We start from the raw sequence: 24,493 nt of genomic DNA on the forward strand, positions 1-24,493 counted from the left end.
CATATGCCATTTCGTTCGTTACCCTTTTGGGTACTGCTCATTGCAGTACGCGGCTTTTCTCAGGTGCCTGAATCACCCCAGGCGCCGCCCTCTCCCAATGCCTTTGCATTTGACCAGGTAAAGAAGGTGCCTGTATATCATTTTACAGGACTGCCTACGTTGCAGATACCGCTGAGTCAAACCACGTACAAGACTACCACCGTAAATATGGGCCTGAGTTATAATGCCAGCGGATTCAAACCCGATCAGCATGCATCGTGGGTGGGAACGGGCTGGTCGCTGCAAGTAGGCGGCGCCATCACCCGGCAGGTGAATGGGCTGCCGGATGAATATGCCTATACGATGTTCAACCAGGTGATCCCCGGCCAATCGACCACCTATAACCTGGGCTGGCTCAAAAGAGACGTGAGTACCCCTTATACTTATGGACTGAATTTTTTAATGAACGGAGCGGGTCACTGGGTGGATAAGAAGTTTCAGGCGGGGCTTCCGCACGAGTTCGTTAAATATCCCTGGCCTTTACCTTACCGGGGCAGTTATATGGGAGCCAGTTGTGTGACCACAGACAGGTGGTATAATTTTAGTTTGCTGGTCAATGAAGTGGACCCCTACTACCCGGGCACCAGGGATGTACAGCGGGACGAATTCTCCTTCAACGTATTTGGCTATTCGGGTAAATTTTACTTCAAGGACAGCAATGATATTGTAGTCGTATCGGATAAGAAATTCAGGGTGCAACGGGTGGCTCCTGAGATTCCTATACCAGCTACCTTGCTACAGCCCAATGCCGATCCGCAGGCAGGTGCTACCTGTCCGCAATGGCTGCTGGGTATGTCGCCCTATAGCTCCAGCAACTACTATCCCAAAACGCTGGCGGGATTTACCCTGCAGGCAGAGGACGGAACGCTGTTTACCTTTGGCAATTATGAACCTGGTCAGGATGCTATCGAATTTTCCATCGGCGAAAACTATAAGCTGGGAACGGCAGGCTTTGGGCAGCAGAACTACACTGACTTCTGGATAGCCAATGCCTGGTATCTGACGACTGTACGATTTCCCGATGGGCGCTTGCTGTACCTCGACTACCAGCGCGATGAATATATCCGCACTATTTACAACAGTGAAATGACACTGGATGTGCAGCAGAACAGTCAGAGCCCGGGATGCGGCAATGCCAGTTCCGTAGCACCCATACCCGGCCAGATCACTGCCAGCAAGATCATATCGCCGGTATACCTCAAAAGGGTATTTGGTGACGTGGCGGAGTTCAACTTCACGTACAGCAACACCAACGAAAGTAATTTACTAACGGCCAATGCCGTGCAAAACTTCAAATGGAAAAAGCTGGATACGGTGGAAGTGAAGGATATGACGGGTATGCATTATAAATGGGCTTTTTCGTATGAACCATTAGCGAACTGGTCCCAGCGGTTGTTTTTGAATAAAGTAGAACGATTTGATCCTGCCAACGTTTCCACAGGAGAACGGTACCTGTTTGAATACAATAACCACCTCACGCTTCCGGATTATAATGCCGGGGCCAATGACCACTGGGGCTTTTGGAATGGTACTGCCTCCGCTTCTGTAATGGGCAAGACCAATGGCCTGTTGGATACCCTGCGCAGTCCTTCTTTCACGCATACCCTGGCAGGGGTTTTAAAAAAGGTGATCTATCCCACAGGAGGCTATCGGGAATTTACCTATGAACAAAATAACTATCGCAAGAAAGTAAAAATGGAAAGGATGCTGGGAGTGGACAGTCTTGCTGCCAACTTTACCACGGGCGGTTTGCGGATTGCCAGCATCAGGACAGTCGATACAGTGACCGGGCAAGGCAATACGACACGTTATTTTTATGTATCGGATTACAACCCTGCATTGACCTTCCTGCAAAACGCCGCACTGCCTTCCAGCGGAGTACGCAACAGTAATAGTTATGTATACCACTGGCAGGATGTGATCGGACAGTTTTATGCGCCCTTCCCTACCTGCCTGCAAAACCTGAAGTTTAAAATATCTTCCAATCAACCCATGAATGCGCTGCTGGATGATTACCATGTGGGCTATAGTACCGTGGTGGAAGTGCGGCAGGACTCAGCCTATACGGTAAGGCGCTTTACCAACCATGACAACGGGCATGCGGATGACAGCCTGGTATCCAGCATAAATCCCTTTGCCTCCCCTTACCGGCGGTATTCTTCCCGCGCGCTGGAAAGAGGCAGGATCAGCTTTGAAGGCCAATATACCAGGACGGGTAAGCTGATCCAAAGCACAGAAACGGAATACACCATTGTGCCTGCCTACAGTGGCGGGCCAGCCAAAACTTTCCTGGATGCCTGGACGCTCAACATCATGGATGCTAATAATGGCAACGGCAGTGTATCGGCCTGGGAAGTAATACCGGTGAGTTATATTTTTTCGGATCAATACAAGGAATACACGTATGGATATTTGCCCGCCCGGGTGACCAACAAACTGTACCAGGACAATGGGGCGCAATCCATTACTACGGTGCAGGAAATGGAATACAACAGCCCTTCGCACTGGCAGGCGACAACGTTAAAAAACATGAACAGTAATGGTAAGGTTGCCCAGCAGGTAATCAAATATCCTGCGGACTATCCGTCAACCTTTGTCACCGACAGGTTGGTGAGTGCTTATTGGTTAACAACCCCTATAGAAAAAATAAACCTGTTTAAAGATTCGGCTACCGGGCCCTTAAAAGTAAGGGGGGCTTTGTTGAGTGAGTTTGCACTCAATCCCTTTAGTTCCGGCAACGCGTCTGTGCCGATGAATACGTACAGCTTACAGGTGGAAAGCCCCTTCCTGTATACTGCCATGACGAACACGGTACCGGTGACCTACAGTTATCCGACCACTTCCGCCTGGACCAAAGACGCCCGCTACCGGCTCGATAAACATGTAAAGAAATATGATTCGCTCTTTAATGTATTGGAAGCGCATACGTCAGATGGTCAAAAGACCTGGGTGTATATGGGCTACCGGGGACTTAAAACGCTTGGCCTGCAAAGCGTAAGTACGGGCTCTTTCTGGAACCCGGCTTTTACCAGTTTTGAAACGCTCAGCGTAAGGGCTGCTTACGATTATGGGACTGTACAGATCATTCCCGATAATCCCTCCTGGATATTGATAGGCAACCGCGACACAACGGTGGCCTTTACGGGTAAAAACTCGTTTGTGGGCAGGGTAAGGTATAACGGCACTTACATTACAGGTCGCATTCTGCTGGCCGCCCGGGCCAGTGGGGCCACGCCTACGCTGGAACGCTATGATCAGGGCAGCGGCACTTATATTCCCCTTACTACTGTCACGCCTACGCTGCTTGGGCAAAAAGACGGCTGGAAGATATGGCAATACAGCTACGGCAATGCAGGCATTCAGCTTGTGATCAATACCAATGGCAACCAGATAGACGAACTACGGATGGGAGCCAACTATACAGGTGACCTTACACATTTTTCCACGGTGACGTATGTGGGTAACCGCATGACGGAGAAGACAGACGCCCGCTATATGCGTATCCGGTTTGAGTACGACAAGATCGGCCGGCTGGCCAGGGTACGCGATGACAACGGCAAAATACTGGAGCAATACGAATACAAGTTCCGGATGCCCACCAATTGATCCACTTCAAAACTTACTCCATGCGCTATACAAGCAACTTCATTATAATGATCGGTCTTGCCTTGACGACTGGCCGGGCCAGTGGCCAGCAATCCACGCCCAACCCATACGGGGCTGCGCCGGTCAACTATGTTCGTACCTGGCAGGCCAAGGCGCCTATTGGTAATCCGGACAGCATTATCGCTGCCGGTTTACGGGAAGTAAAACAAACCACGGTGTACGTAGATGGCCTTGGCCGCAACCTGCAAACGGTGGTAAAGAAAGGATCATTGCCTTATAACGATACGGCACGTGACCTTGTGAAAGGCCAGGTATATGATGCGCAGGGGCGGCACAGCATCGACTACCTGTTGTTTGCCGCCAACAATACGGGCGGCAATACTTCGGTGAGTAACGGCGGATTCAAGCGCAATCCCTTTGCGCAGGAAGTGAGTTGTTACAACCAGCGGCTGGCGGGGCAGCCGGGTGAAACGAATGTGGGCGGCGGATCGCTGAACTGGGCTTATAACCAAACGCTCTATGATGGCTCACCTTTGGACAGGACCACGCAATCACTGCCTGCTGGCATGAGCTGGGTGGGCAGCGGCAGGGGTATCCGCTCCAACTATTGGGTGAATACGGTTGCAGACAGTGTGCGGGCGTGGCAGGTGACGGATGTGGCCAATGACTGGGGTACTTACAACAGCACGGGCATGTATGCTGCGGGTATGTTGTACAAGAACCTGACCACCGATGAGCAAGGCAAACAAACGATCGAATTCAAAGACAAGGCAGGCAGACTGGTACTGCGTAAAATGCAAACGACTGCCACGGCAGATGCGGGTACGGGCAGCGGTCACCAGGGATGGGCCTGCACTTATTATGTGTATGATGACCTGGATAATCTGCGGCTGGTAGTGCAGCCGGTGGGAGTGGAATTGCTGGCTGCAAACAGTTGGAATACGGCGGCGCTTTCCGGTGCCATCCTGGCGGAGCAATGCTACCGGTACGAATACAATTACCGGAAAATGATGATCCGCAAAAAGGATCCCGGTGTTGGTGAGGTATGGCTGGTGTATGACGGGCGCGACCGGCTGGTACTGGTGCAGGATGCCAACTTACGAAGCGGCAGTCCTGCCAAATGGTTGTATACCTTGTATGATGAACTCAACCGGCCTGTTTCTACGGGGCTGTGGAATAACAATCAATTGATGACATACCATAAAGCAGCTGCGGAAAACAGCAGCAGCTACCCTAACCTTACGGGGGCCACGTATGAAGAACTGACGGTAACGCATTATGATGACTACGCGGGCCTGCCGGCCGGCTTTGCGGCTACCATGAGCAGCAGTAATATCAACAGCAATACGATCAATACCAATTATAATACCAGTCCGGAATATGCAGAACCGTTGACGCAAACGGTGAACCCCAGCGGCATGATCACCTGGACGAAGGTAAAAGTGCTGGGCACGGGGCAATACCTCTATGCCGTGAATTATTATGATGATAAGGCGCGGCTGATACAGGAGCAGGTGAGCAATGTCAGCGGCGCCATCAGCACCACTTCACGCCAATACAATTTTGCAGGGCAGGTGATCCGCACGGTGCAATTGCATAATAAAGATTATCCCAATAGCATCCTGACGAACGTGTATAGCAAGCACAGTTATGATGACCTGGGCAGGATCATCAGTATTGGTCAAAAGATCAATATATCTTCCGGCCCTTATAAAACAATTGCTGAATATGGCTATGATGAACTGGGGCAACTGAAGGTGAAGAAAATGGGTACCCACCCGGTGACGGGCCAGGCGCTGGAAACACAGGATTATGTATACAATGTGCGGGGCTGGCTGGTGGGCGCGAACCGGGGCTTTGCCACAGACACCAGTAATCAATCGCGTTATTTTGGATACGATATTGGGTATGACAATGAAGGCCCGGCTATTTATGGTGCGGCGCATACGTTTGCCACCAAACGGTATGACGGAGGTATCGGCAGGGTGCTGTGGAAATCGGCGGGTGACCAAAAGATCAGGAAGTATGAAGCCAGTTATGACAACCTCAATCAACTGACGGGCGCCGCTTTTTACCAGTATAAGGGATCGGGTTTCACGCAGAGCGAACTGGATTTTAGTGTAAGCGGTATCAGTTATGATGCCAATGGCAATCTTCAAAAAATGCTGCAAAAGGGCTGGAAGCCTGGCGGCACGGTATTGCTGGACAGTCTGCTGTACACCTATTACCCCCATAGCAACCGGCTCAGGAGTGTGCTGGATGGGGTAAATGATACCGCCACGCAATTGGGCGACTTCCGGTCTTCCACCAGTTATATGGCGGCACTGGGCGGCACGAAAACAACCACCGCCACAGATTACCTATACGATGCCAACGGCAATATGAGCAAAGACCTGAATAAGGACCTGGGCTTTATCCGGTATAACCATCTCAACCTGCCTGCGTATATCGCCTTACCGGGTAAGGGCACAATCAGCTACCTGTACGATGCCAGAGGGACCAAACTTCAAAAAACAGTAGTAGATTCTACCGTGAGCCCGGTGCTCACCAGCACCACTTATTATGTTGACAATTTTGTGTATGAAAGCAGGGAACATGCGGTGGCGCAGCCGGATGATGAGGTGCAGACGCAACAATTCTTTACCCACGCAGAAGGCCGTACCCGCTTTAAAGGCATTGATGGTTACAAGTACGATTATTTTGTGACCGACCATCTGAATAATGTGCGGATGGTGCTTTCGGAAGAGCTGACCACCGATCCTTATCCCACGCTAACCCTGGAAGGAGCAGTAGGATCACCAGCAATAACAGCGCAGAATACTTATTGGGAAAATAAGACAGGCGCTTCCATCAATGTGGCTGCGGTGCGGAGCAGCAGGCCGGGGGCTTTTGGAGATACGAGTACGAACGGGCAACAGGTGATGCTTGTACGTAAATCGACGGGCGCTATCGGCGCGGCCAAGCTGCTGAAGGTAATGAAAGGTGATCGCTGCCACATTTACCTGGAGTATTTCTATACCGCAGCCAATACCAATAATACCGGGGCTTCGGGTATTACTTCTTTGCTTACTTCATTTGCAAGCGCGCTAAGCGCCAGTCCGGGGGTGACGGACCTGCTGAAACCCGGCGCTGCTACCCTGTCCACTGCACTTGGTGGTAATGCCGCTTTGAGCGGCCTGCTGAATAGTGCGCCCAATACGAGCGGCAGCAACCAGGCGCCGAAAGCATATTTAAACGTACTCTTTTTCGATGAGCAGCTTCGGTTCGACCAGGCCGCCAGTCGGGTGTACCCCGTAGCCTATACGCCCAATACCAAGGGCGTTTTTGACAAGCGGCTGGCCAATGCCATCGAGGTGGGCAGGAACGGGTATGTGTACATCTATTTCAGCAATGAAAGTGATGAGCTGGTTTATTTCGATAATTTCATGCTCACCCACGAACATTCCCCGCTGCTGGAAGAAAACCACTATTATCCTTTTGGCCTGTCTATCGCCGCCCTCAGCAGCAAGAGCATTGGCAAAACACCTAACCGGTATGGTTACAATGGCAAGGAGAAACAATCGCGGGAACTGGGCCGCAAAGGCGGGCTGGAATGGTATGATTACGGCTCGCGAATGTATGATCCCCAAACGGGCCGCTGGCCCAGCCCGGACCCCAGCGCTTCTTCCTACAACTGGCTATCACCTTATAACTATGGTTTCAACAACCCTTTGCAGGTAATAGATCCTACGGGCCGTGATGGCATTGTAACCGGCTCTGGCAGTCAGAGTGATCCTTATGTGGTAAAGGCCAATTATTATTACTACGGTATGAATGATGACCAGAAGAAATCCTTTATGGCAGCGATCAGGGAATACAATAATGACGGGAAGGCGCGGGCCATCAAGACGAAGGAGGGGACGGTGTATGTGAAGTTTGATCTGGGTGCCAAAGAAGCTACGGATAAAGCAGATGCTAAAAAACGAGCCGGCGAGGACGTGGAAAAAGATGGAGAGCAACAGTATAGTTTTGGCAATACCGTTACCGTAGGGAATGTCAGAAGCAAAGATGGCACAGCCGATGAGAATACCTATGGCGGTGCCGATAATCAGGATATTGTTTTGGATGACGATGACCTGGTGAACCTCAACCAGAACGCGCCGGGGGCCAGCCTGGAGGATATCCGGCGGGGCAATGTCATCCATGAGATCGGGCATAATCTGGGCGGCGTACATGGCGATCCCGGTAATATCATGAGTAATCTCAATGCTACGCAAATCATAGACCCAAACTCCATCAGCAGCGCCAGTAGGTTTAGGTATACGCTACAGGCCGTTGATAATGACGGTACCCGGGCGATTATTGGCAGGATGGATACGCCTCGTGGAGGGGTAGAATCAAAATACCTTACACCCAAAGAAGACAAAGCGATAAAGGAGAGAGATGGACGCGCAGGCATAATTTGGAAAATTCCAAGCACTAAGTAAAAAAGCTTATGTACTTCAAAATAATCCTTTCATACTTATTCCTTGCTCCCCTTTTTGGGTTTTCGCAGATACGTTTTATCGATACTGTAAGCATTCCTGGTTATTTTTTTACCTATCGGATGAAATATGATAAGACCTACACACCGTCAAACGGTCTGCTGGCGCTGCATTTTCGTTTTATTCCTGCATCCACCTTACAGCAAAGAACACTTATGGCTCATTTGCAAAAAGACTTCTATGTCGAAAAGGACACCGTAAAATTCCTTAGCTGGCAAGTACCTGAGGAGTTTGGCCCCTGGGAGACAGCAGAGGAATCGGTAAAGCCCTGGATTTCCAAGGTGAAAGGAATAAGACCTTTTTATGTGGGCCAAAAGTCATACCCATGTGGAGTTAAGAACCATCGTATTATTATCAGCTATGTAAATGTTCAATGGCTGCATTTACGGATGCCAGGAAAAGTGGCTTGTGATGGCTTTAACCTGCCACTAACCTTTGATTGCGGGGAAAAAGCGGAGGGCCGCGAGTATGATGTTTATTTACCCTTGAAGTTACTGGAGCTGGAGCAGGGTATCAAATTGAAACATGGCATCCCGGTACATCCTACAAAGAAACAATAAAGACAATGATCCTCTGATATGGTTGATCTTATTCCCAAACAAAGGCTAAAAACATTGTATGCGCCGAAAAGCAATCGTTGCTACGTTACTCTTCCTGCCTTTTATTGGCTTTTCACAGATACGGTTTGTTGATACGGTTACTATGGCCGGCTATTTTTATGCATATGTATGGGAGCACCACAAAACCAATAACCCGTACACCCGGCTGTCTGCACGGCCATTTTATTTTGTACCTGTATCGGCCTTACAAAACAGATCACTCCAGGATCACATAAAACACGGCTATCTCAGGGAAACAGACACGGTAAGATTTCTGGACTGGCCGGAGCTAACAGACTTCCGGCCTTACGAGGTGGCCGGTGAATCGCTTCAGTCATGGACCCGGCAAGTGAAGGGGGTAATGCCTTTTCAAAAAGGCCAGGCATCGTACCCCTGCGGCATTCAGGGGCATCGTGTCTTCGTCAGCTTCGTCAATATGCGATGGCTGCACCTGCGCATGCCGGGAAAACTGGCTTGTGAAGTCTTTAATTGGCCCTATGTACTTGATTGTGGAGATAAAGCCAAGGGCAGGGATTATGATATTTATTTACCCTTGCAATTATGGACCCTGGAAGCAGGGGTTGAACTGAAAAACGGACAGGCTTTTCATCCTGCAAGTGCGCTGTAGATAACCAGGTAATCACTAAAAAAGAATCATGCGCTTCAAGTTGCTCTTTATGCTTTTGCCCTTTGTGTCGGTGGTATGTTTTTCACAGACACGATTTGTTGATACTATAAGTATATCCGGGTATTGTTTTTTCTATACATCTAAGTTTCACGACACTTACGCAGGCCCTACCACTTCCCATGCCAGGCTCTATTATTTCGTGCCGGCTTCCACCTTACACCAAAGGCCCTTACAGGAGCATTTAATGCATTCTTTCTCTGAAGAATTGGATACGGTAAAATTTCTTTGCTGGGGAGGGAACCTTGAGCAAAGGCTCTTCAAGACGATAGATAAAACGGTTAAATCCTGGATTGAACAGGTGAAAGGTGTGGATCTTTTTTATCCGGGTCAACAGGCTTCGCCATTTGGCATAGAAGACTATCGTGTTTTCATCAGCTTTGCCAATATTCAATGGCTGCACCTACGGATGCCCGCGGAAGAAGCCTGGCGCTACCATAATTTGCCGCCGACGCTTGATGGGGAGAAAGCCAAGGGCCGCGAGTATGATGTTTATTTACCCCTGAAGGTGCTGGAGTTGGAGCAGGGAATCAAGCTTAAGGATGGGAATCCTGTACATGCTAAAAAGAGAAAGAAGGAATAATCCATTAGCTTATATAAAAGTGGGCAAATAAATCGGCGCTGCTCAAACTGCTCAATAAGTTGTTTTCGATGGATAAGAAATTACTTGAGCAGCAAAAGGAACTGTATGAGTTTGTGATCAACTAGCGGAATTACGTTGGGGTAGCTGGAAAGCCATTGTTTGGGGGTCCTTTATGTAATATTGAGTCATTTGCAAATGGTCATTCATTTCCGTATTTTTAGGCCGTTAGCATTTGTCGATATTACATATTAGCCTTATTAACATGATTGTTGATATATTCATTTTCATTGCAGCTTTAACGGCACTTATTATAGCTGCACGTTTTTTTACCAATGCAGCCGAAGAGATGGGTAAATGGCTGGGATTTCCCTCTTTTGTAATTGGTATCTTCATTGTGGGCATCGGCACATCTTTACCTGAATTGGTTTCCAGTATATTGTCGGTGAGGCAAGGGGTGTCAGAAATTGTACCTGGTAATATTATCGGCGCCAATATTTCCAACTTGTTACTGGTAACCGGATTTGCTGTTGTTATTAACAGAAAGCCTATCTCACTGGGTAGCACGTATATTTATATCGACCTGAATTTTTTGATCGGTTGCTTTTTTACATTTTATATTATCAGTTACGACGGTAAGATCACCTTTAATGAAGCGTTTATAGGGTTGATTATTTTTGTTATTTACAGTATTTACCTAATTAAAGGCGGTGTAAATCCGCGAGAAAAAAGCAGTACGGATGTCCGCACTCCATTCCCGCTGAAAGGGGCCATTATCTTATTGGTGGCAGCAGTTGGTGTTTATTTCGGAGCCAACTATACCGTGTCATCCATTCAATCCATAGCCACGGCACTGGGTATACCGGAGGCCATTATTGCTTTAACAGTGCTTTCGCTGGGCACCACGTTGCCTGAACTGGCCGTAAATATTACTGCCATTAAACAAGGGAAAGCTGAAATGGCCGTGGGAAATGTTTTAGGCTCCTGTGTTTTTAATACGTTGGTTATACCGGCCGTGGCCTCCACGGTAGGAAGTATCACCGTGCCTGCTGTTTTGATCTCTTTTTCTTTACCGGTGATGGCGGGCTCGGGCATTTTATTTTACTTGCTTACGCAGGATAAACGGATATCGGTGTGGGAAGGGCTTATGTTTGTAATGATCTATTTGCTGTTTATGGTCAAAATAGCTACGGGATAAGATTATTCTAATGCAGTTAGGGAGGCCAGACAGCGGAGGAGTCTGCTATTTTATTGAAAGTAAACTTTCAATGCATTGTTGCGCAGGCGGGTTTTTAGCCAGTTTTCAATCTTGCCTTTATCGGTGGATGATCTTTTGCCTGAAAAAGAAAGCGCTACCAGTACGGTGGGCCGGCTGATGGTATCGCTTTTGAAATCATTGCCAGCGCTCAGCACCAGGCTGTTGATATCGGGGTATTGTGTTTTAATTTCATCAAAGAGTTGCCTGCCCTGTGCATTGAATTGCTGCAAGCTGTCCATTTTATGTTGCAATGCCTGTAATTCGGTTTCCTTTGCTTTAAGAATAAAATTGAGTCTTTCAGCCTGTTCATTATTTTCGGTATTTCCTTTTACTGCTGCCAGGTAAGCAAAGCCCTGGTTAATTTCCAGGGAGGCATTGCCCAGATCGAAGCTTTTCAGTTTTTGCTGTAACCGGGCGATATCTTCTTTTACAATTTCAGCACCTCCATAGGTAAGGGTTATACTCTTTTTTTTAGGATCAATGTTTTTTTGCAGTAAATAATCATTGGGAAATTTTGCTTCCAGCTCCACAAATTGATTAGCTTTCTTTACAAACTTGTCCTGCTGCACCAGGTCGTATCCAAAATAAATGCTGGGCAGAATGGTGAGGATCACTATGCCCCATATAATCCTTTGGGCTCTAGTGTCTGCTTTTTTATCTGGCAGGTGTTTAAAAGGAAATTTGAGGAACCTGGTTGTAATAAAAGTAGCCAGCGCAATGAAAACGGTATTGATAATGAAGAGGTAAAAAGCGCCGGTAAAAAAGTAAAATTGCAAGGTGGCCAATCCATATCCTGCAGTACAAAGCGGGGGCATCAATGCGGTGGCTATGGCAACTCCTGGAATAACATTCCCCTTTTGCTTGCTGGAGGTAGCGATGATGCCGGCCAATCCGCCAAATAAGGCAATGAGCACATCATAAATATTGGGCGAAGTTCTCGCCAGGATCTCTGAGTGGGCATCATCCAGCGGCGAGAGGAGGAAAAACAAAGTAGAAGTGGCCAGGGCTGCTCCTGTGGCTACGCAATAATTATAGATAGATTTCCTGAGCAAGGGCAGGTCATTGATGCCTACTGCCAACCCGATGCCCATGATTGGACCCATAAGTGGTGAGATGAGCATAGCGCCGATGATGACGGCCGTAGAGTTTACATTCAACCCAAGGGAGGCAATAAAAATAGCAAAGATCAATACCCACAGATTGGTCCCTTTAAAGACCACCCCTTTGTCGATGCTCTCAATGATCACACTGACATCTTCCTTTTCCTGCCGGATGCGGAATTTTTCAATTAAAGCGTTATTCATGGGCAAACAGATTGTTAGTTAAGCATCATTAAGCGGGGGGATCGCACTCTTTAAAGATATTATATTTTATGTGAAGAAGACCTGCTCAGCAGCCTGCTCCGGCTTAAATTGTTGTTGCAGATCACCCCGCCGGCGCCGGTATACTAACGGGGTATCTTTATCAGCCTTGTTTGACGGCCAACGGAGTTGAGCACCAATAAACCCAATATACCCGCTATTGTGGAGGCTATCAGTATGGAGAATTTTGAACCGGTACTTATTAAGGGGTCATCGAATGATAAGAGGGCAATAAATATTGACATGGTGAACCCGATACCTCCCAGCAAGCCAAGGCCAAGCATATGTCCCCATCCGGCGCCCCGCGGCAGTTCTCCCCATCCCAGCTTTACGATGATCCAGGCCGTAAGTGTAATGCCCAGTGGCTTGCCCAGCAATAAGCCGGTTATTATGCCCAGGCCGGGTTTATCAATCAAGCCATCCAACATGCCAGGCTCAATGCTTATATTGGTATTGACAATAGCAAAGAGGGGCATGATGGCGAAGTTGACGGGTTTTGACAATAAGTGTTCTAAGCGCTCCAGGGGCGATTCCTGTGCCACCTTATTGGTAGGGATGGCAATAGCGGTTAATACCCCGGCAATAGTAGCATGAACACCAGAATGATGAATGAAATACCACATGAAGGCGCCGGGAATCAGATAGAGCGCGAGCTTCTTTACGCCCAGCCTGTTACATATTATCATTACTAAAAAACATCCTGCTGCATACGAGAGGAAGTTCAATTGGAGGTTTATCGAATAGAAAACAGCGATGACCAAAACGGCAATCAGGTCGTCGGCTATAGCCAGTGCTGCCAGGAAGATCTTAAGGGAGGGGGGCACCTTATCACCCAATAGGGATAGCACGCCTATTGCGAAGGCTATATCTGTGGCCATTGGAATGCCCCAACCATGCTCCGTATCTGTTGTTGCGTTGATGATATAGAAAATGAGTGCCGGTGTTATTGCACCCCCAATCGCTGCAAAGACCGGCAGGGAGGCCCGCTTGAAGGTGGATAATTCGCCCTCCACAAAGGCTCTTTTGATCTCCAATCCTACATAGAGGAAAAACAAGGCCATCAATCCGTCATTGATCCAATGCAGGATGGAAAACTTCAGGTGAATATAGGCCGTATTGATCCCAAGTTCCTTATTGATCAATTGTGAAAACCAGCCCGCCCAGGGAGAATTGGCTACCAGGAGTGACAGGAGCACGGCGCATAAAAGGATGATGCCTCCAATAGAACCCGCACTTACGAAGCGCTTAAATAAATGAACATTGATCTTTATAGCCATTGTTCCTGTTGATATGGATAAAAGGCTGCAAAGTAACTGTTATCTTCAATATTGAGTCAACCTCGTGTTGATAATTGGCTTTCCAATCAGGTCCATTGCGAAAGGATAAGTATATTTCTATTGTTTCATTGTAATGGTCTATGCCCTTGCGTTCCCTGGCGCTTACCTTTTCGATATAAACATTTTTAAATCCATATTTCGAAGCCACGCCTTCGATTGCCTGCTCCTGTGGTGAAATTGTATGAGTGCCTACTCTTACAAGGCGGCAATTCCCCTTCCTGATGTCAAGCTTTGCCGTAAGATAATTGTACTCCGGAGATTGATCATAGTTTTTCTTTACTATGAGAAGAGCAGTAAGGACTGCACCCAGGATAAGGGCAATGATCAGGTATGTTTTACGCATAAATGGAATGTTTCCAGGCTAAGGGTACTTCTACAAGTGGTTGCCAGGGTATAAGGCGGTTAGAACCTATACCTGTATTCCAGCGTCACTACATATTTCCTCGTTAAGCCATCGGGTCTTACATCCCTGGCAATGAATGGCGTGCCGAAACTTAACTGCACTAAACTTGATTTATTTATTGAATAGTCGAGGAATAAATTCCCATTAAACGTTAACCCTTGAGAGCCCGCTATGGTATTTTCTTTTCCGGAGGCGTCGGTAAATTCATCTTCCGATAGGTGGTAGATGGGCAAGATACCTGGCGTTAACTTCCACTTTTCATTCAGGATCAGCGGATAGGATACCCTTAGCAATACGTCTCCTTTGCGGACATACTTATTGGTAGATTGGAATTGGGTAAATGCCGGATCACCCGGGTGATCGGTTGACAGGAATGCATTGTTATTCTGCGTTAAGGGCTGCTGCCAGGCAATCACCAGCTCTGCTTTTTTGATCCTGTATCCTATTCCCAAAATAAGGTCTGTAGTGCCAAGGCTCGATTGATAGTCCATGGGAAGTGAAGCCCCATTCTTTTTTTTATTTCCATCCGTCAAGGGAAGTTTAATGCCGGTTGTAAAAAAAGCATTACTAATACCTGTATAGTTTGCATTGAGGTAAATATCTGAAAGCCCGGCAGCACTTGTTAGAGATCCGTTTTGCGAGAGACCTGTAAGTTTGGTGTCGATGCTAAACTGTTTGTTTATGGACCGGCTGTATTCCATATAGAAGCTCCATATGGTGATATCGTGGTCAGCCTTTCCGTTTGATAAACCAAATTTTACCTGGTTGTATTGTTTGGTCTCCACCGTTTCCGGGCCCTGCGGCATCAATGCATTAATAGTACAAAATCCTGCGTCACTGCAACCCTGGCCCTTTGCCTGGTGTGTATACATAACAATAGTTAATGCTAAAACGTACGGGGTTACATACCTCATGGGAAGTCTTTTAAGTAAAAAAATGAGCATCAGTATTAATAACTGATGAAGGTATTGTTTTGAACGCTTGAGTGGGTTGCCAGTTGACTGAATGAGCTTGATATTGAAGTTAAGTTAAATGGGAGATAAGAGCAGGTTAATTTTTAGGAAGAGGCTGCCTTCAGGGAAGACAGCCTCCTGGTATTTGCAGCCACTAGAAAGTACTCCGGATTACTCCTTTTGTACAGCGGCCTGGCTCACGGCGCCTGCCGCGGCACCGGCTACTGCGAGGTATCCGGCTACTTTGATCACGATGGCCGGAAGCGCTACGGGTGTGGTGAGCACTACGCTACTGATGGCAGCCAGGGCGATCGAAATATTCCGCAGTCTTTGGAAAAAAGGCGGCGTGGGCGATTGCATTCTTTCCTGTATACTCATAACTTTTAATTTAATGGTGAATAATTGTTGTTGCTGAATAAAGCTGTAACCGGGTACTATAACCTTGCTTCTTCCCGGAAGGCGGGATGGGCTTTGCTGCAGCGGGCCTATGCGCGCATGATGATCCTGGCCGGCATTGATCATGCACCGGGAAAATGGCTGGTTATATTGTTGACTGGTGGGCTGTGGTCCTGCGGCTGATCAGGAAATGTTCCTGTGAGACTGTTTTTGCTGACAAATGATTGTCGTGGTAAAACGCCGTCCGGTGGGGGAGCCGGGAAACAGGCACCGGTATTACCCGGTTACAGCTATGCTGTGTGAAAGATGGACCAGGCTATTAAGCGGGATCTATCTTGATCAGTGTGAGGGCATTGAATGCACCGTTGTTGAGGGCGTACACCTTTCCATTGACGATCTGGATGAACTGAACGCCCATGATCAGGAACAAAGGATGGGGCGACATGGCCGGCAACTGTGCGGTAAGTGTAGTGACCGGCGTGGCGACGTTTGCGATGGGCAGGTCGACGCTGGACTGAAAATCGCTTACGTATTGCTGGTCTTCAAAGTCAATGGCCGCGGCTGCGGTCACAATACGCAGGTGAGAGCTTCCTTCCGGTGCTGATACTACTTCACTAAGGAAGACGGAAGGGATTTGTACGGTACATTGCCCGGTGGTGCGATCGATGGAGGACAGGAAGGGTGTAACGAAGGTGCTGATCAATGAATTGCCGACGTTGAAATCAAATTGGTCGAGCAACATCATATCGCCCTCATACACCGTACGCTGTCCCCTGTCGTTGACAGGATCGGTACGGATGATGCGGGAAAAAACCGATGTGAGCCGGCTTGTCATGCGGGTATCCGATCCCGACTTGACGAGTTTGGCAAAGGCTGCGCGAAACAGCTTACTGGCTTTACCGGCTCTCCCAAATTCCGCCATGTTTTCCCTGGTACGGGCATAAGCATCGGAGGTCCTGATCTTATTGCCATCGATGTGGGTCTTTTCCCTGGCGCTGTAGCCATCTTTTGTTTTTTGGTAGGTCATGTCACCGGTGGTGCCCAATAACCTGTGTGTTCCTTTTTGCTTTGGCATGTTAATGATGTTTTAACGTGAATGAATAATTGCTGTCATGACTAGCGTGATGCAAACATACGATCGTGAAAAGGTGGTTTCCAAATGAGCACTTCCGAAAACGACCATAATTTCCAATTCTTCTGAAATAGACGTATTCTTCCAATTGTTCCGAAACCGACAAATAATTCTGAAATCGACATTTCATTCTGCAACTGTATACACTGGCTATATGGGTAATACCCTGGTGTTATACGATGGTGATATGGGTATGATATGCCGGAGCTATGCCGGAACCCTTCCGGAGCTATGCCAGAGATAGGGGAGGAATATGAGAACTATACGACAGCCATATGCATGCCATATGACTAGGATATGCTTGCGACATGGCTGGCATATGACAACTATATGAGACGATATGAGGGGTATATGGGAACTATATGGGAAACATATGGGAGTGATATGGGAACTATATAGGAGGAGGGAATAAAAAATAAAACAAAATACGGTAATATACAACCGCAATGCATGGATAAAATGTAAAATTGAACTTTTGTTTGTATTTGATTTGATGAAATGTTTATATATTCAGGGGCCCGAAAAAATCCGCCTTATTCTTCTTCCTGCAACCTTGCCTTTTTGTATTAAACGTAAAAATAAATCCTACATATCACTATGGAGAGGCTCATGCATTTTTTAGAATCTATTCATCCTATGTCGGATGAGCTAAAAATATACCTGCAAGCAAATTTAAAGCAACGGGAAATTAAGAAAAAGGAGTACTTACTAAAAGCAGGCCATGTGAGCAAACATGTATGCTTTATTCTTACGGGGCTTTTGCGCTGTTTTTACGAGAAAAATGATACGGAAGTGTCTTCCTGGTTCATGAAAGAAGGTGACGTAGTATTCAGTATCGAAAGTTTTTATACGCAAACACCCAGTTATGAATCTATCCAGGCGCTGGAGGATACCAGCATACTTTATATAGACCATGCAGAACTAGAATACATCTACAAGCACTTTGCTGAATTCAACTATATAGGCCGCATACTTACCATACATTATCATACCCTGTGGGCACGGCAGTTATATTCAATTCGGATGTGTTCTGGAATGGAAAGGTACCAGTGGATGAAGGAGAATCATGCGGATCTCTTACAAAAGGTACCAGCCCGGTACCTGGCCCCCTACCTGAATATGACGGAAGTAAGCCTGAGCAGGTTGAAGGCGCAGCGAGGATAGGTTTATATTTTTGTTTAATCCAAAACAATACTATGAGAAGACCATTTTTATTGGCCAGCCTGATACTGGCTGACGCAGTGTGGCTAACGAGTTGTCAGAAGAAAAATGCTGAAAATGAAACATTGCCATTAAACTTGATTAGTGAGGCCAAAGTACATTTTGAAAGAAATGACAAGCAATTAGGTCCTGCTTTTACGGGCAAGAGTAATGCCCATGAACTGAGCAACCCACGGAAATATAGTAGACACTGGCCCCGGTGGCAGGAAGCCATTGTGACAGAATTTATGCAAGGGCAGGCAGTGATGGTACCTATTGAATACAGTAAGCCGTTTCTTCTGACAACTACGCTTTCAAAAAACTATTCCTACCCGATCAATGCCATCAGTAAGCTGCTTGTTTACAGGGACAAAAAAGGAATTCTACAATCACAGGTTATTACTTACCTGCCCGACAGTGTATTTCTGAAAAGTGGCAGGAATAGTTTCAGCGGCATTATTGTGGTAGAAGATTGTGATGGTATATTGATCAATATGTACCTGGCACACAAAGACGGTACCATTAAGAAGGCCAGGGCCATTGCAGATAAGGCCAGCAGCGAAGTACTGCTGCGAATTGGAGAATCCGCCGCACCAGTCTGCCTGTATACGCAGGGGTATAATTATTCTGCTGATGATCCGGAAGGGGTGTATTGGTCTGAACTGATTGGCTGTAGTACCTATTATCCTGAAAGCCCGGGACCGGGACCCCAACCTTCAGGGTTCGATTATTCGGCGGTGGGCAGTGGCGGGGTGGGGCCAAGTCCAGTTTACACAAATTTCGTGGTCTATTCACCGACTAATCCAATTGGAAATATTAAGGACTATTTTAAATGTTTTATTAATAAACCGGGCAGCGATTACCAGTACCAAATTGCGCTGTGTGTAAGCCAACCTGAGCCGGGCTATCGAACAGCTTGGGAAACCATAAATCCTTTTAGTAATGATAATAATCCGATTTATGTAGGCCATACTTATTTGATTATAACTCAAGTTACTCCTGCGCAGACCATTATCAGGAATGTTGGATTTTACCCTCTTAATGGTGTTTCGCCATATTCACCTTCAGATCAAGGTGTTTTAAACAATGACCAGAATGGAAGCTATGATATCAAGTTGACGATCAGAATGACCAGTAGCCAGTTTTTCACAGTTTTGAATTATATTAACCAAGCCAATAGTAGTATATTCCAATATAATTTAAACACTAATAACTGTACTACTTTTGCTATAAATGCATTAAATAGTGCAGGCTTCGGTATTCCTGCCACACGAGGTACTTGGCACAATGGACAGGGATGTAATCCTGGGGACTTGGGAGAAGATATTCGTTCGCTGCCACTGACGGAAAATATGAGCAGGACTACCACCTATGGCACACATTTAAACAAGGGCTCTTGCCTTCCAATTGAATAATTATGAAAAATGTTATTGTTATTATATTTTCAATGGTGGCCTTTATAAAAGCAAGCCATTCGCAACAATATGATTGGAAACAAACTGATCACTGGAAAATATATGATATAGTGGATAGGCAAGCAATAAAAATTACCACGGATAGCCTTAAATTACTAAAAGGAACTCTTATACCAAAAGACAGTGTGCTTTATTATATTTCTGATGCCGCTATATTGCCATCAATTAAAAATGAAGTTTGGATGGGGGCGTTTGTATTAACATATGAAGTGAAAGAAAATCAAATAGGGAAATTGCTAGTTTGTAAATATAGAAATTGTATTTACAATTCCTTTGACAGACAATATTATGAAATTGATAGTAGGAAAAGTGATGCCTGGCAATCGTTCCTTAATAACTGTATGAATAGAGAAAATTAAGAGACAGTTTATATGCAGCTTCGTTACAAGTATCTTTTATTTTCAATTGGAGTAACTGTGGCTTGGGTCACAGTTGGATTTCTACTGGCACCTACTGTGCACGGAAAGTTAGGAAACTCTTTTGGGCTGACTATATTTAATATTTTAACAAGGCAGGTAACCATGGTTATTGGAATTATTCTATTATTCCTGAGAATGATCCGAATTATTAAACCTACTCATTTTGCATATATTTTATTGGGGATACTTAATGCTGGCGTAGGAGTATTGGCAATTATACTTTACTTCACGGACCTGGCAAACAGGCAATGGTTGAATATTTCCCTGTATAATCTCCTTCTGGCCTTAATTCTAATATCAGATTCTCTTTGGTACAAACAGGAGCCGCCCACGGCTTAGCAATTTTTTATCATTTGTTAAACTTTTGGTAGGGTTTGAGTATTAGTTTTGTTCTGCACTTTGATTAAAGCAGGCAGGATATAATACAATACCCCCTTAACTCTATAGGCTCAATCCTATCTCCTGCCTGGTTTGGTGATCCATACAAGTTTGTGTGGCTTTGATTTGCGTGCATCTTCATGTGGTCTTGAGTTCCAATTTTTATGATGGGTTCTTGTTTTTGGTTAAAGTATGTGGATGGATGGTAACGTATGTCGGTTCCGCAATATGCGCGGAGCTTAAACTTTGATTGTTGCGTACCGTAATGATACAACTGTATTATGTGGTAGTGCATAGCCTTCTCATTCATTTTTTAACATTAAACAATACTGCTAATGAAAAGCCACCGACCTATTTTATTTATCTATGCCAAAGACGTCTCCTTATTTACCCGGAAATCTGACCGGCACGGGGCAAATGTATTGGATAAGATCCGTACGCATTATGGAAAAAAGAGACACCAGCCAGTAACCATTGCTGAGTTTTGTGATTACATGGACCTTGATGAGGTGGAGGTACATAATATACTAAAGAACAAATAATGCCCTCTTATTAAATGTACAGGATGGTTTTGGCTGTTTTAAAGTGGCTGTACGAAACTCTATTCATTAACTTTTAAGCATTTACTATATGCGATTAACAACAAAGGATCATTTTTGGATATGGTTTAAAAGCAATAGCGAAATCTATCGTAAGATAGGTGAAATGAGCAAAAAGGAGGCGCGGTACTGGCTCAATGAGCTTTATGCCCATTTGCGCTCATGTGGAAGGAATATACATCCTTATATTCTCTTTCCGAAAGATGAATCAACTCGGCAGCTAATTATTTCCGCTAATGGCAATCTTAACTATTTCGAACAGGTAATGGAGTTGGTATCTAAAGCGCCGGTGGTTCCCGGATGGGAAATTATTGGATTTTATCCACCCTGTGCCATTGACAGGCGGATTAAAGAAGGATTTGGTCATACGGGTATTGATCCACACAATCTTTGGTTTAAGTTGTATGAGGAAGAGGATGGGCAGGCTCATATTGTTGTGTTTGCTGAAGCCTTTAAACCCGATGACGAGGTATTTGTAAAAGCTGTCGAAGCTGTTCTTATGAATGTACTGGGTGAATATGCTTTGCGTACAGAACTGGTGGGGTTTGAGGTAGATGAGCTTGAGAACTCTATCTATGAAGAGGAAGGTGAGTGCTATAAACTACAAGAGTTGCCAGTACAACTGGAGAGAATGCGTTTTTCCGGACTGGTGGTTGATGCACAGGGAGAGATAAAGCAAAAGAGGTAAGGTTGTATTCCGTACTCATAAGGCTTAACATGAGGTTTATTGATTTTTAATTCTTAAAATGTATGATATGGGTTTTTCAGCAAAGAGACATTTCTGGGTATGGTTTCAACGCAATAGTGATATTTTCCAGCATGTAGATAAATTGGATAAAAAGGTGTTTCGGTATTGGCTGAATGAACTTCATATACATCTTAGAGTATGCAGGAGAAATATTTATCCTACGATTTTTATCCCGGCAGATGGATCAACTCCTCAGTTCATTATCACCGCTGGTGGTAATGTGAAATACTTTAAGGCTGTGGAAGCATTGGTGGCCAAAGCGCCTGCTATACCTGGATGGATAATACATGGATTTCACCCACCCCGGCCAATAGATTTCTTTATTGAACAAGAGCATGGGGATACAGGGATTGACCCGCATAACTTATGGTTTATTCCCTGCCTGGAAGATAATTTGGGGCGGCCAGGTATTACCATATATGCAGAGCGCTATTTGCCTGTGGACAGGTCATTTGAAGCAGCTGCGGAGGCTGTGCTTACTAATTTGCTTGGGGAGCGGTCGGCGGGTCTAGACCTGGGCTGGGTAGAAGTAAAAAGACTGGTAGAGCTTTCCGATGATGGCCGCTCGGAACTAATGAGGCTACAGGATTTACCGGTTTATCTGGAAGCTTCCAGTGGTGCTTACTTTGTGATTAATGGGGAGGGGAGGATGGAGGGGAGGAAATAGGGTAGAACAGATTCGAGATGTGGTTTGTAATAATTCTAGTTTTTTATTAAGTTCTAACATAGCCTTTGGCTAAAAATGGCCCTTTAGCTCCTGCAATTGTTAAATTAGTATAGTTATTATTTAAGTGAGGATCAGGACTTGGTGTCCTTTCTCGTATGAATAAATTCAATGTATAATTTAGCAGGTATTATTTGCATAAAGGCTTTAGTCAAGCAGAATTTACTAGGTTGAGTATTTTTTAATGAATAAGTTAACACCACTTAGCATATGACTAATTTTGTCATGATCGGATACTAGATCCCAATAGCCATGTGCTGCATTATTTCTTAAGCCAGCCCAAGCAGTTATTTCTTTGTGGTCTTGCTTGTCTATTAGCCCTTCTTTTTTAAGAATTGTCGCGTATCCATCGATAGAAGGTTTTGTTTCTTCTGTAAGAAGGTTTTGGTCAACAGCCCAGTTCCTCAAGAATTCTTCGAGGGAAGCACCAATCAAAATTGCTGATGTTGATGGATGAAATTCTTTTTTATCTAAAAGGTCTTCAGCTTGAGCTAAATAATCATTAACTACATTAATTTGAATTTTTCTTTCGTAAGAAGCGTTTGAAATCAGATCGTTCTTAACAGATTTGAGAAAGGAATCTATTACTCCTTTGAGTTGTTCTGGAGCAAAAATGGCTGTTATATTTATTTTAGTAGCAGCCTCATAAAATGAATTGTTTTTACCAGACACAACAGCAATGAAATTTTTAATTTCTGCCTGCTTTGCTAAAAAAGTATGAACATTGGGAGTTGTGTTAATCGATTCCCCAATTTCTATAATTCTATCTTTGTCCATATTCATTCAATTTTGGCCAACAGCGAGAAGTTGACATTGGTTGATAAATGGAATATCGAGTAAGATTCCGGTAGTGGGATCTGTTCTAAAGATAAACATTTAGTGCAAAAGCGCATATCCAAAATGTACAAAAAAAGCGTTGAGAATAGGCCTGGTATTAAGTCTACATATTTATAGTATCAATTCCCATAGATAGCGTTCCGAGTTGTCATAACTCTATTCGGAAGTCTGCAATCTTTCGCCTAATAACTTCTTCCGGGTTTTTTAATTTGAGCATTTCCAAGAGATCATTGTCATTAATTACGACAATAAGCTTTTTATTGCCAATCCATTGTTCTCTTATTGCAGATTTCGATGACTTACTTAACCCTTTTCTGCAAGCTATAATTCCAAACATGCCGCACCCATGTGGTTTAAGGTAATGTGCAATTTCTAAAATTGGCTTCTTTTCAATTGGTTCAGAATAATTTTTTGCATCTACTACTATATAATGACCTTCGTAGGTGTCTTTAATTGTTTTCCAAAAGCCTATTGTTGCGGAGTTTTCGAAAATCATATCTCTTCTATTGTCTGCTTCTCTGTCGCGATGCTCATATCTTGGAGACTCCAGTGGCGGTATAAAAAGCAATTCAAATATATCAGAAATAAGCTTTTGGTATTTTGACCATTCTTCTCTCCCAGGTTTTATTGACAATAGCTGATCTGCAAAAAGAGTAGTTTGAGATTCCTCATTTTCAGTAGGGTTAAAAATTAACTCTCCACCAAAGTATTTTTTATAGATTTTAGGTGTAGTTAGTTGAGCAATTTCTTCTAGCCCTAAAACTGTTATCCCTTTTTCTTTTGCTAATTGTTTCGCATGTAACGAAAGGTGTCCCATTGTTATAAGTGCAACCCTAATATTTGGCTCCTGAAAAGTAGAAAACCAAGCTAATAATTGGTAAACAACATCTAAACCTACCAGTTTTGACTTTTTAACTTCAAAAAACCATTTTGTTGGGAATTGGGATAGAGCAATTGTATCCTTTTCGTGAGCGATTATATCGATGTGAATGTTATTGATAATGGTGGAGCGTTCAACCTTGCTAAACTTTCCTGATTCTATTAGAACATCTGCTACAAACTGCTCAAATTCAACATAGGATAATGTTTCAAGTAATCCATTTAAATGACGTGTGGAGGCTAATGTTTGGATCATTGGCTTTGTAATTTGTACTAACTTTCAAATATACGCAACTCGTTCAATTTTATTTATGGGACAACTAGGACTTGTTTTACTCTCGGCAGTCATATCAATAGGGCCG

Annotated in this window: 20 protein-coding genes; 12 read left to right on the forward strand and 8 right to left on the reverse strand. The window is 45.1% G+C overall.

Annotated elements, in window-relative coordinates; all coding sequences use genetic code 11:
* The first annotated feature begins 3 nt into the window (after positions 1-3).
* From D3H65_RS28180 to D3H65_RS28205, 6 genes are all read left to right on the forward strand, one after another.
* Positions 4-3,645: an RHS repeat domain-containing protein gene (locus tag D3H65_RS28180; protein WP_119053496.1), complete on the forward strand. Its 3,642-nt coding sequence runs from the start codon at positions 4-6 to the stop codon at positions 3,643-3,645.
* A gap of 20 nt (positions 3,646-3,665) precedes the next feature.
* A complete protein-coding gene (locus D3H65_RS28185; RefSeq protein ID WP_119053497.1) occupies positions 3,666-8,111 on the forward strand; it encodes a DUF6443 domain-containing protein in 4,446 nt (1,481 codons plus the stop codon).
* Positions 8,112-8,119: 8 nt separating this feature from the next.
* Complete coding sequence (locus D3H65_RS28190) at positions 8,120-8,728, forward strand: hypothetical protein (RefSeq protein ID WP_119053498.1); 609 nt, start codon at positions 8,120-8,122, stop codon at positions 8,726-8,728.
* 58 nt (positions 8,729-8,786) lie between these two features.
* Positions 8,787-9,395, forward strand: coding sequence for a hypothetical protein (locus D3H65_RS28195; protein ID WP_119053499.1), 609 nt, complete (start codon positions 8,787-8,789; stop codon positions 9,393-9,395).
* 28 nt (positions 9,396-9,423) lie between these two features.
* Positions 9,424-10,035 (forward strand): hypothetical protein, encoded by a 612-nt coding sequence (locus D3H65_RS28200; RefSeq protein ID WP_119053500.1) that lies wholly within the window; start codon positions 9,424-9,426, stop codon positions 10,033-10,035.
* A 262-nt stretch (positions 10,036-10,297) separates the two neighbouring features.
* Positions 10,298-11,230: a sodium:calcium antiporter gene (locus D3H65_RS28205; RefSeq protein WP_119053501.1), complete on the forward strand. Its 933-nt coding sequence runs from the start codon at positions 10,298-10,300 to the stop codon at positions 11,228-11,230.
* 50 nt (positions 11,231-11,280) lie between these two features.
* Here D3H65_RS28205 and D3H65_RS28210 read toward each other — a convergent pair whose 3' ends face one another.
* The 6 genes from D3H65_RS28210 to D3H65_RS28235 all read right to left on the reverse strand — a co-directional run bounded on the left by D3H65_RS28210 (position 11,281) and on the right by D3H65_RS28235 (position 16,815).
* The gene (locus D3H65_RS28210) at positions 11,281-12,594 is read right to left on the reverse strand and encodes a DUF389 domain-containing protein (RefSeq protein ID WP_119053502.1); all 1,314 of its coding nucleotides are present in this window, start codon (positions 12,592-12,594) and stop codon (positions 11,281-11,283) included.
* Between the two features lie 143 nt (positions 12,595-12,737).
* Entirely contained in the window at positions 12,738-13,928 is a 1,191-nt protein-coding gene (gene nhaA / locus D3H65_RS28215; protein ID WP_119053503.1) for a Na+/H+ antiporter NhaA, read from the reverse strand.
* Positions 13,897-14,331 carry an FEKKY domain-containing protein gene (locus D3H65_RS28220; RefSeq protein ID WP_119053504.1) on the reverse strand — a complete coding sequence of 145 codons (435 nt, stop codon included), beginning with the start codon at positions 14,329-14,331 and terminating at the stop codon, positions 13,897-13,899. Before D3H65_RS28220 ends, nhaA begins: the two co-directional genes overlap by 32 nt.
* 59 nt (positions 14,332-14,390) lie before the next feature.
* Positions 14,391-15,263, reverse strand: coding sequence for a hypothetical protein (locus tag D3H65_RS28225; RefSeq protein WP_119053505.1), 873 nt, complete (start codon positions 15,261-15,263; stop codon positions 14,391-14,393).
* Between the two features lie 252 nt (positions 15,264-15,515).
* The gene (locus D3H65_RS28230; RefSeq protein ID WP_119054693.1) at positions 15,516-15,722 is read right to left on the reverse strand and encodes a hypothetical protein; all 207 of its coding nucleotides are present in this window, start codon (positions 15,720-15,722) and stop codon (positions 15,516-15,518) included.
* A gap of 337 nt (positions 15,723-16,059) precedes the next feature.
* Positions 16,060-16,815 carry a hypothetical protein gene (locus tag D3H65_RS28235; protein ID WP_119053506.1) on the reverse strand — a complete coding sequence of 252 codons (756 nt, stop codon included), beginning with the start codon at positions 16,813-16,815 and terminating at the stop codon, positions 16,060-16,062.
* Between the two features lie 693 nt (positions 16,816-17,508).
* Between D3H65_RS28235 and D3H65_RS28240 the strand changes: the two genes are divergently transcribed.
* The 6 genes from D3H65_RS28240 (at position 17,509) to D3H65_RS28275 (ending at position 22,358) form a co-directional block, all read left to right on the forward strand.
* On the forward strand, positions 17,509-18,036 hold the full coding sequence (locus D3H65_RS28240; protein ID WP_162915851.1) for a Crp/Fnr family transcriptional regulator: 528 nt from the start codon (positions 17,509-17,511) through the stop codon (positions 18,034-18,036).
* Positions 18,037-18,068: 32 nt separating this feature from the next.
* A complete protein-coding gene (locus D3H65_RS28245; protein WP_162915852.1) occupies positions 18,069-19,487 on the forward strand; it encodes a hypothetical protein in 1,419 nt (472 codons plus the stop codon).
* A gap of 2 nt (positions 19,488-19,489) precedes the next feature.
* Positions 19,490-19,906, forward strand: a complete 417-nt coding sequence (locus D3H65_RS28250; protein WP_119053509.1) for a hypothetical protein — start codon at positions 19,490-19,492, stop codon at positions 19,904-19,906.
* A gap of 773 nt (positions 19,907-20,679) precedes the next feature.
* Entirely contained in the window at positions 20,680-20,886 is a 207-nt protein-coding gene (locus D3H65_RS28265) for a hypothetical protein (protein WP_119053512.1), read from the forward strand.
* 88 nt (positions 20,887-20,974) lie between these two features.
* On the forward strand, positions 20,975-21,631 hold the full coding sequence (locus D3H65_RS28270; protein WP_119053513.1) for a hypothetical protein: 657 nt from the start codon (positions 20,975-20,977) through the stop codon (positions 21,629-21,631).
* A gap of 58 nt (positions 21,632-21,689) precedes the next feature.
* Entirely contained in the window at positions 21,690-22,358 is a 669-nt protein-coding gene (locus D3H65_RS28275; RefSeq protein WP_119053514.1) for a hypothetical protein, read from the forward strand.
* A 222-nt stretch (positions 22,359-22,580) separates the two neighbouring features.
* Here D3H65_RS28275 and D3H65_RS28280 read toward each other — a convergent pair whose 3' ends face one another.
* A complete protein-coding gene (locus tag D3H65_RS28280) occupies positions 22,581-23,192 on the reverse strand; it encodes a HepT-like ribonuclease domain-containing protein (RefSeq protein WP_162915853.1) in 612 nt (203 codons plus the stop codon).
* A 208-nt stretch (positions 23,193-23,400) separates the two neighbouring features.
* Positions 23,401-24,387 carry a restriction endonuclease gene (locus tag D3H65_RS28285; protein WP_119053516.1) on the reverse strand — a complete coding sequence of 329 codons (987 nt, stop codon included), beginning with the start codon at positions 24,385-24,387 and terminating at the stop codon, positions 23,401-23,403.
* Between the last annotated feature and the right edge of the window lie 106 nt (positions 24,388-24,493).

It is taken from the genome of Paraflavitalea soli (assembly GCF_003555545.1).
Lineage (GTDB): Bacteria > Bacteroidota > Bacteroidia > Chitinophagales > Chitinophagaceae > Paraflavitalea > Paraflavitalea soli.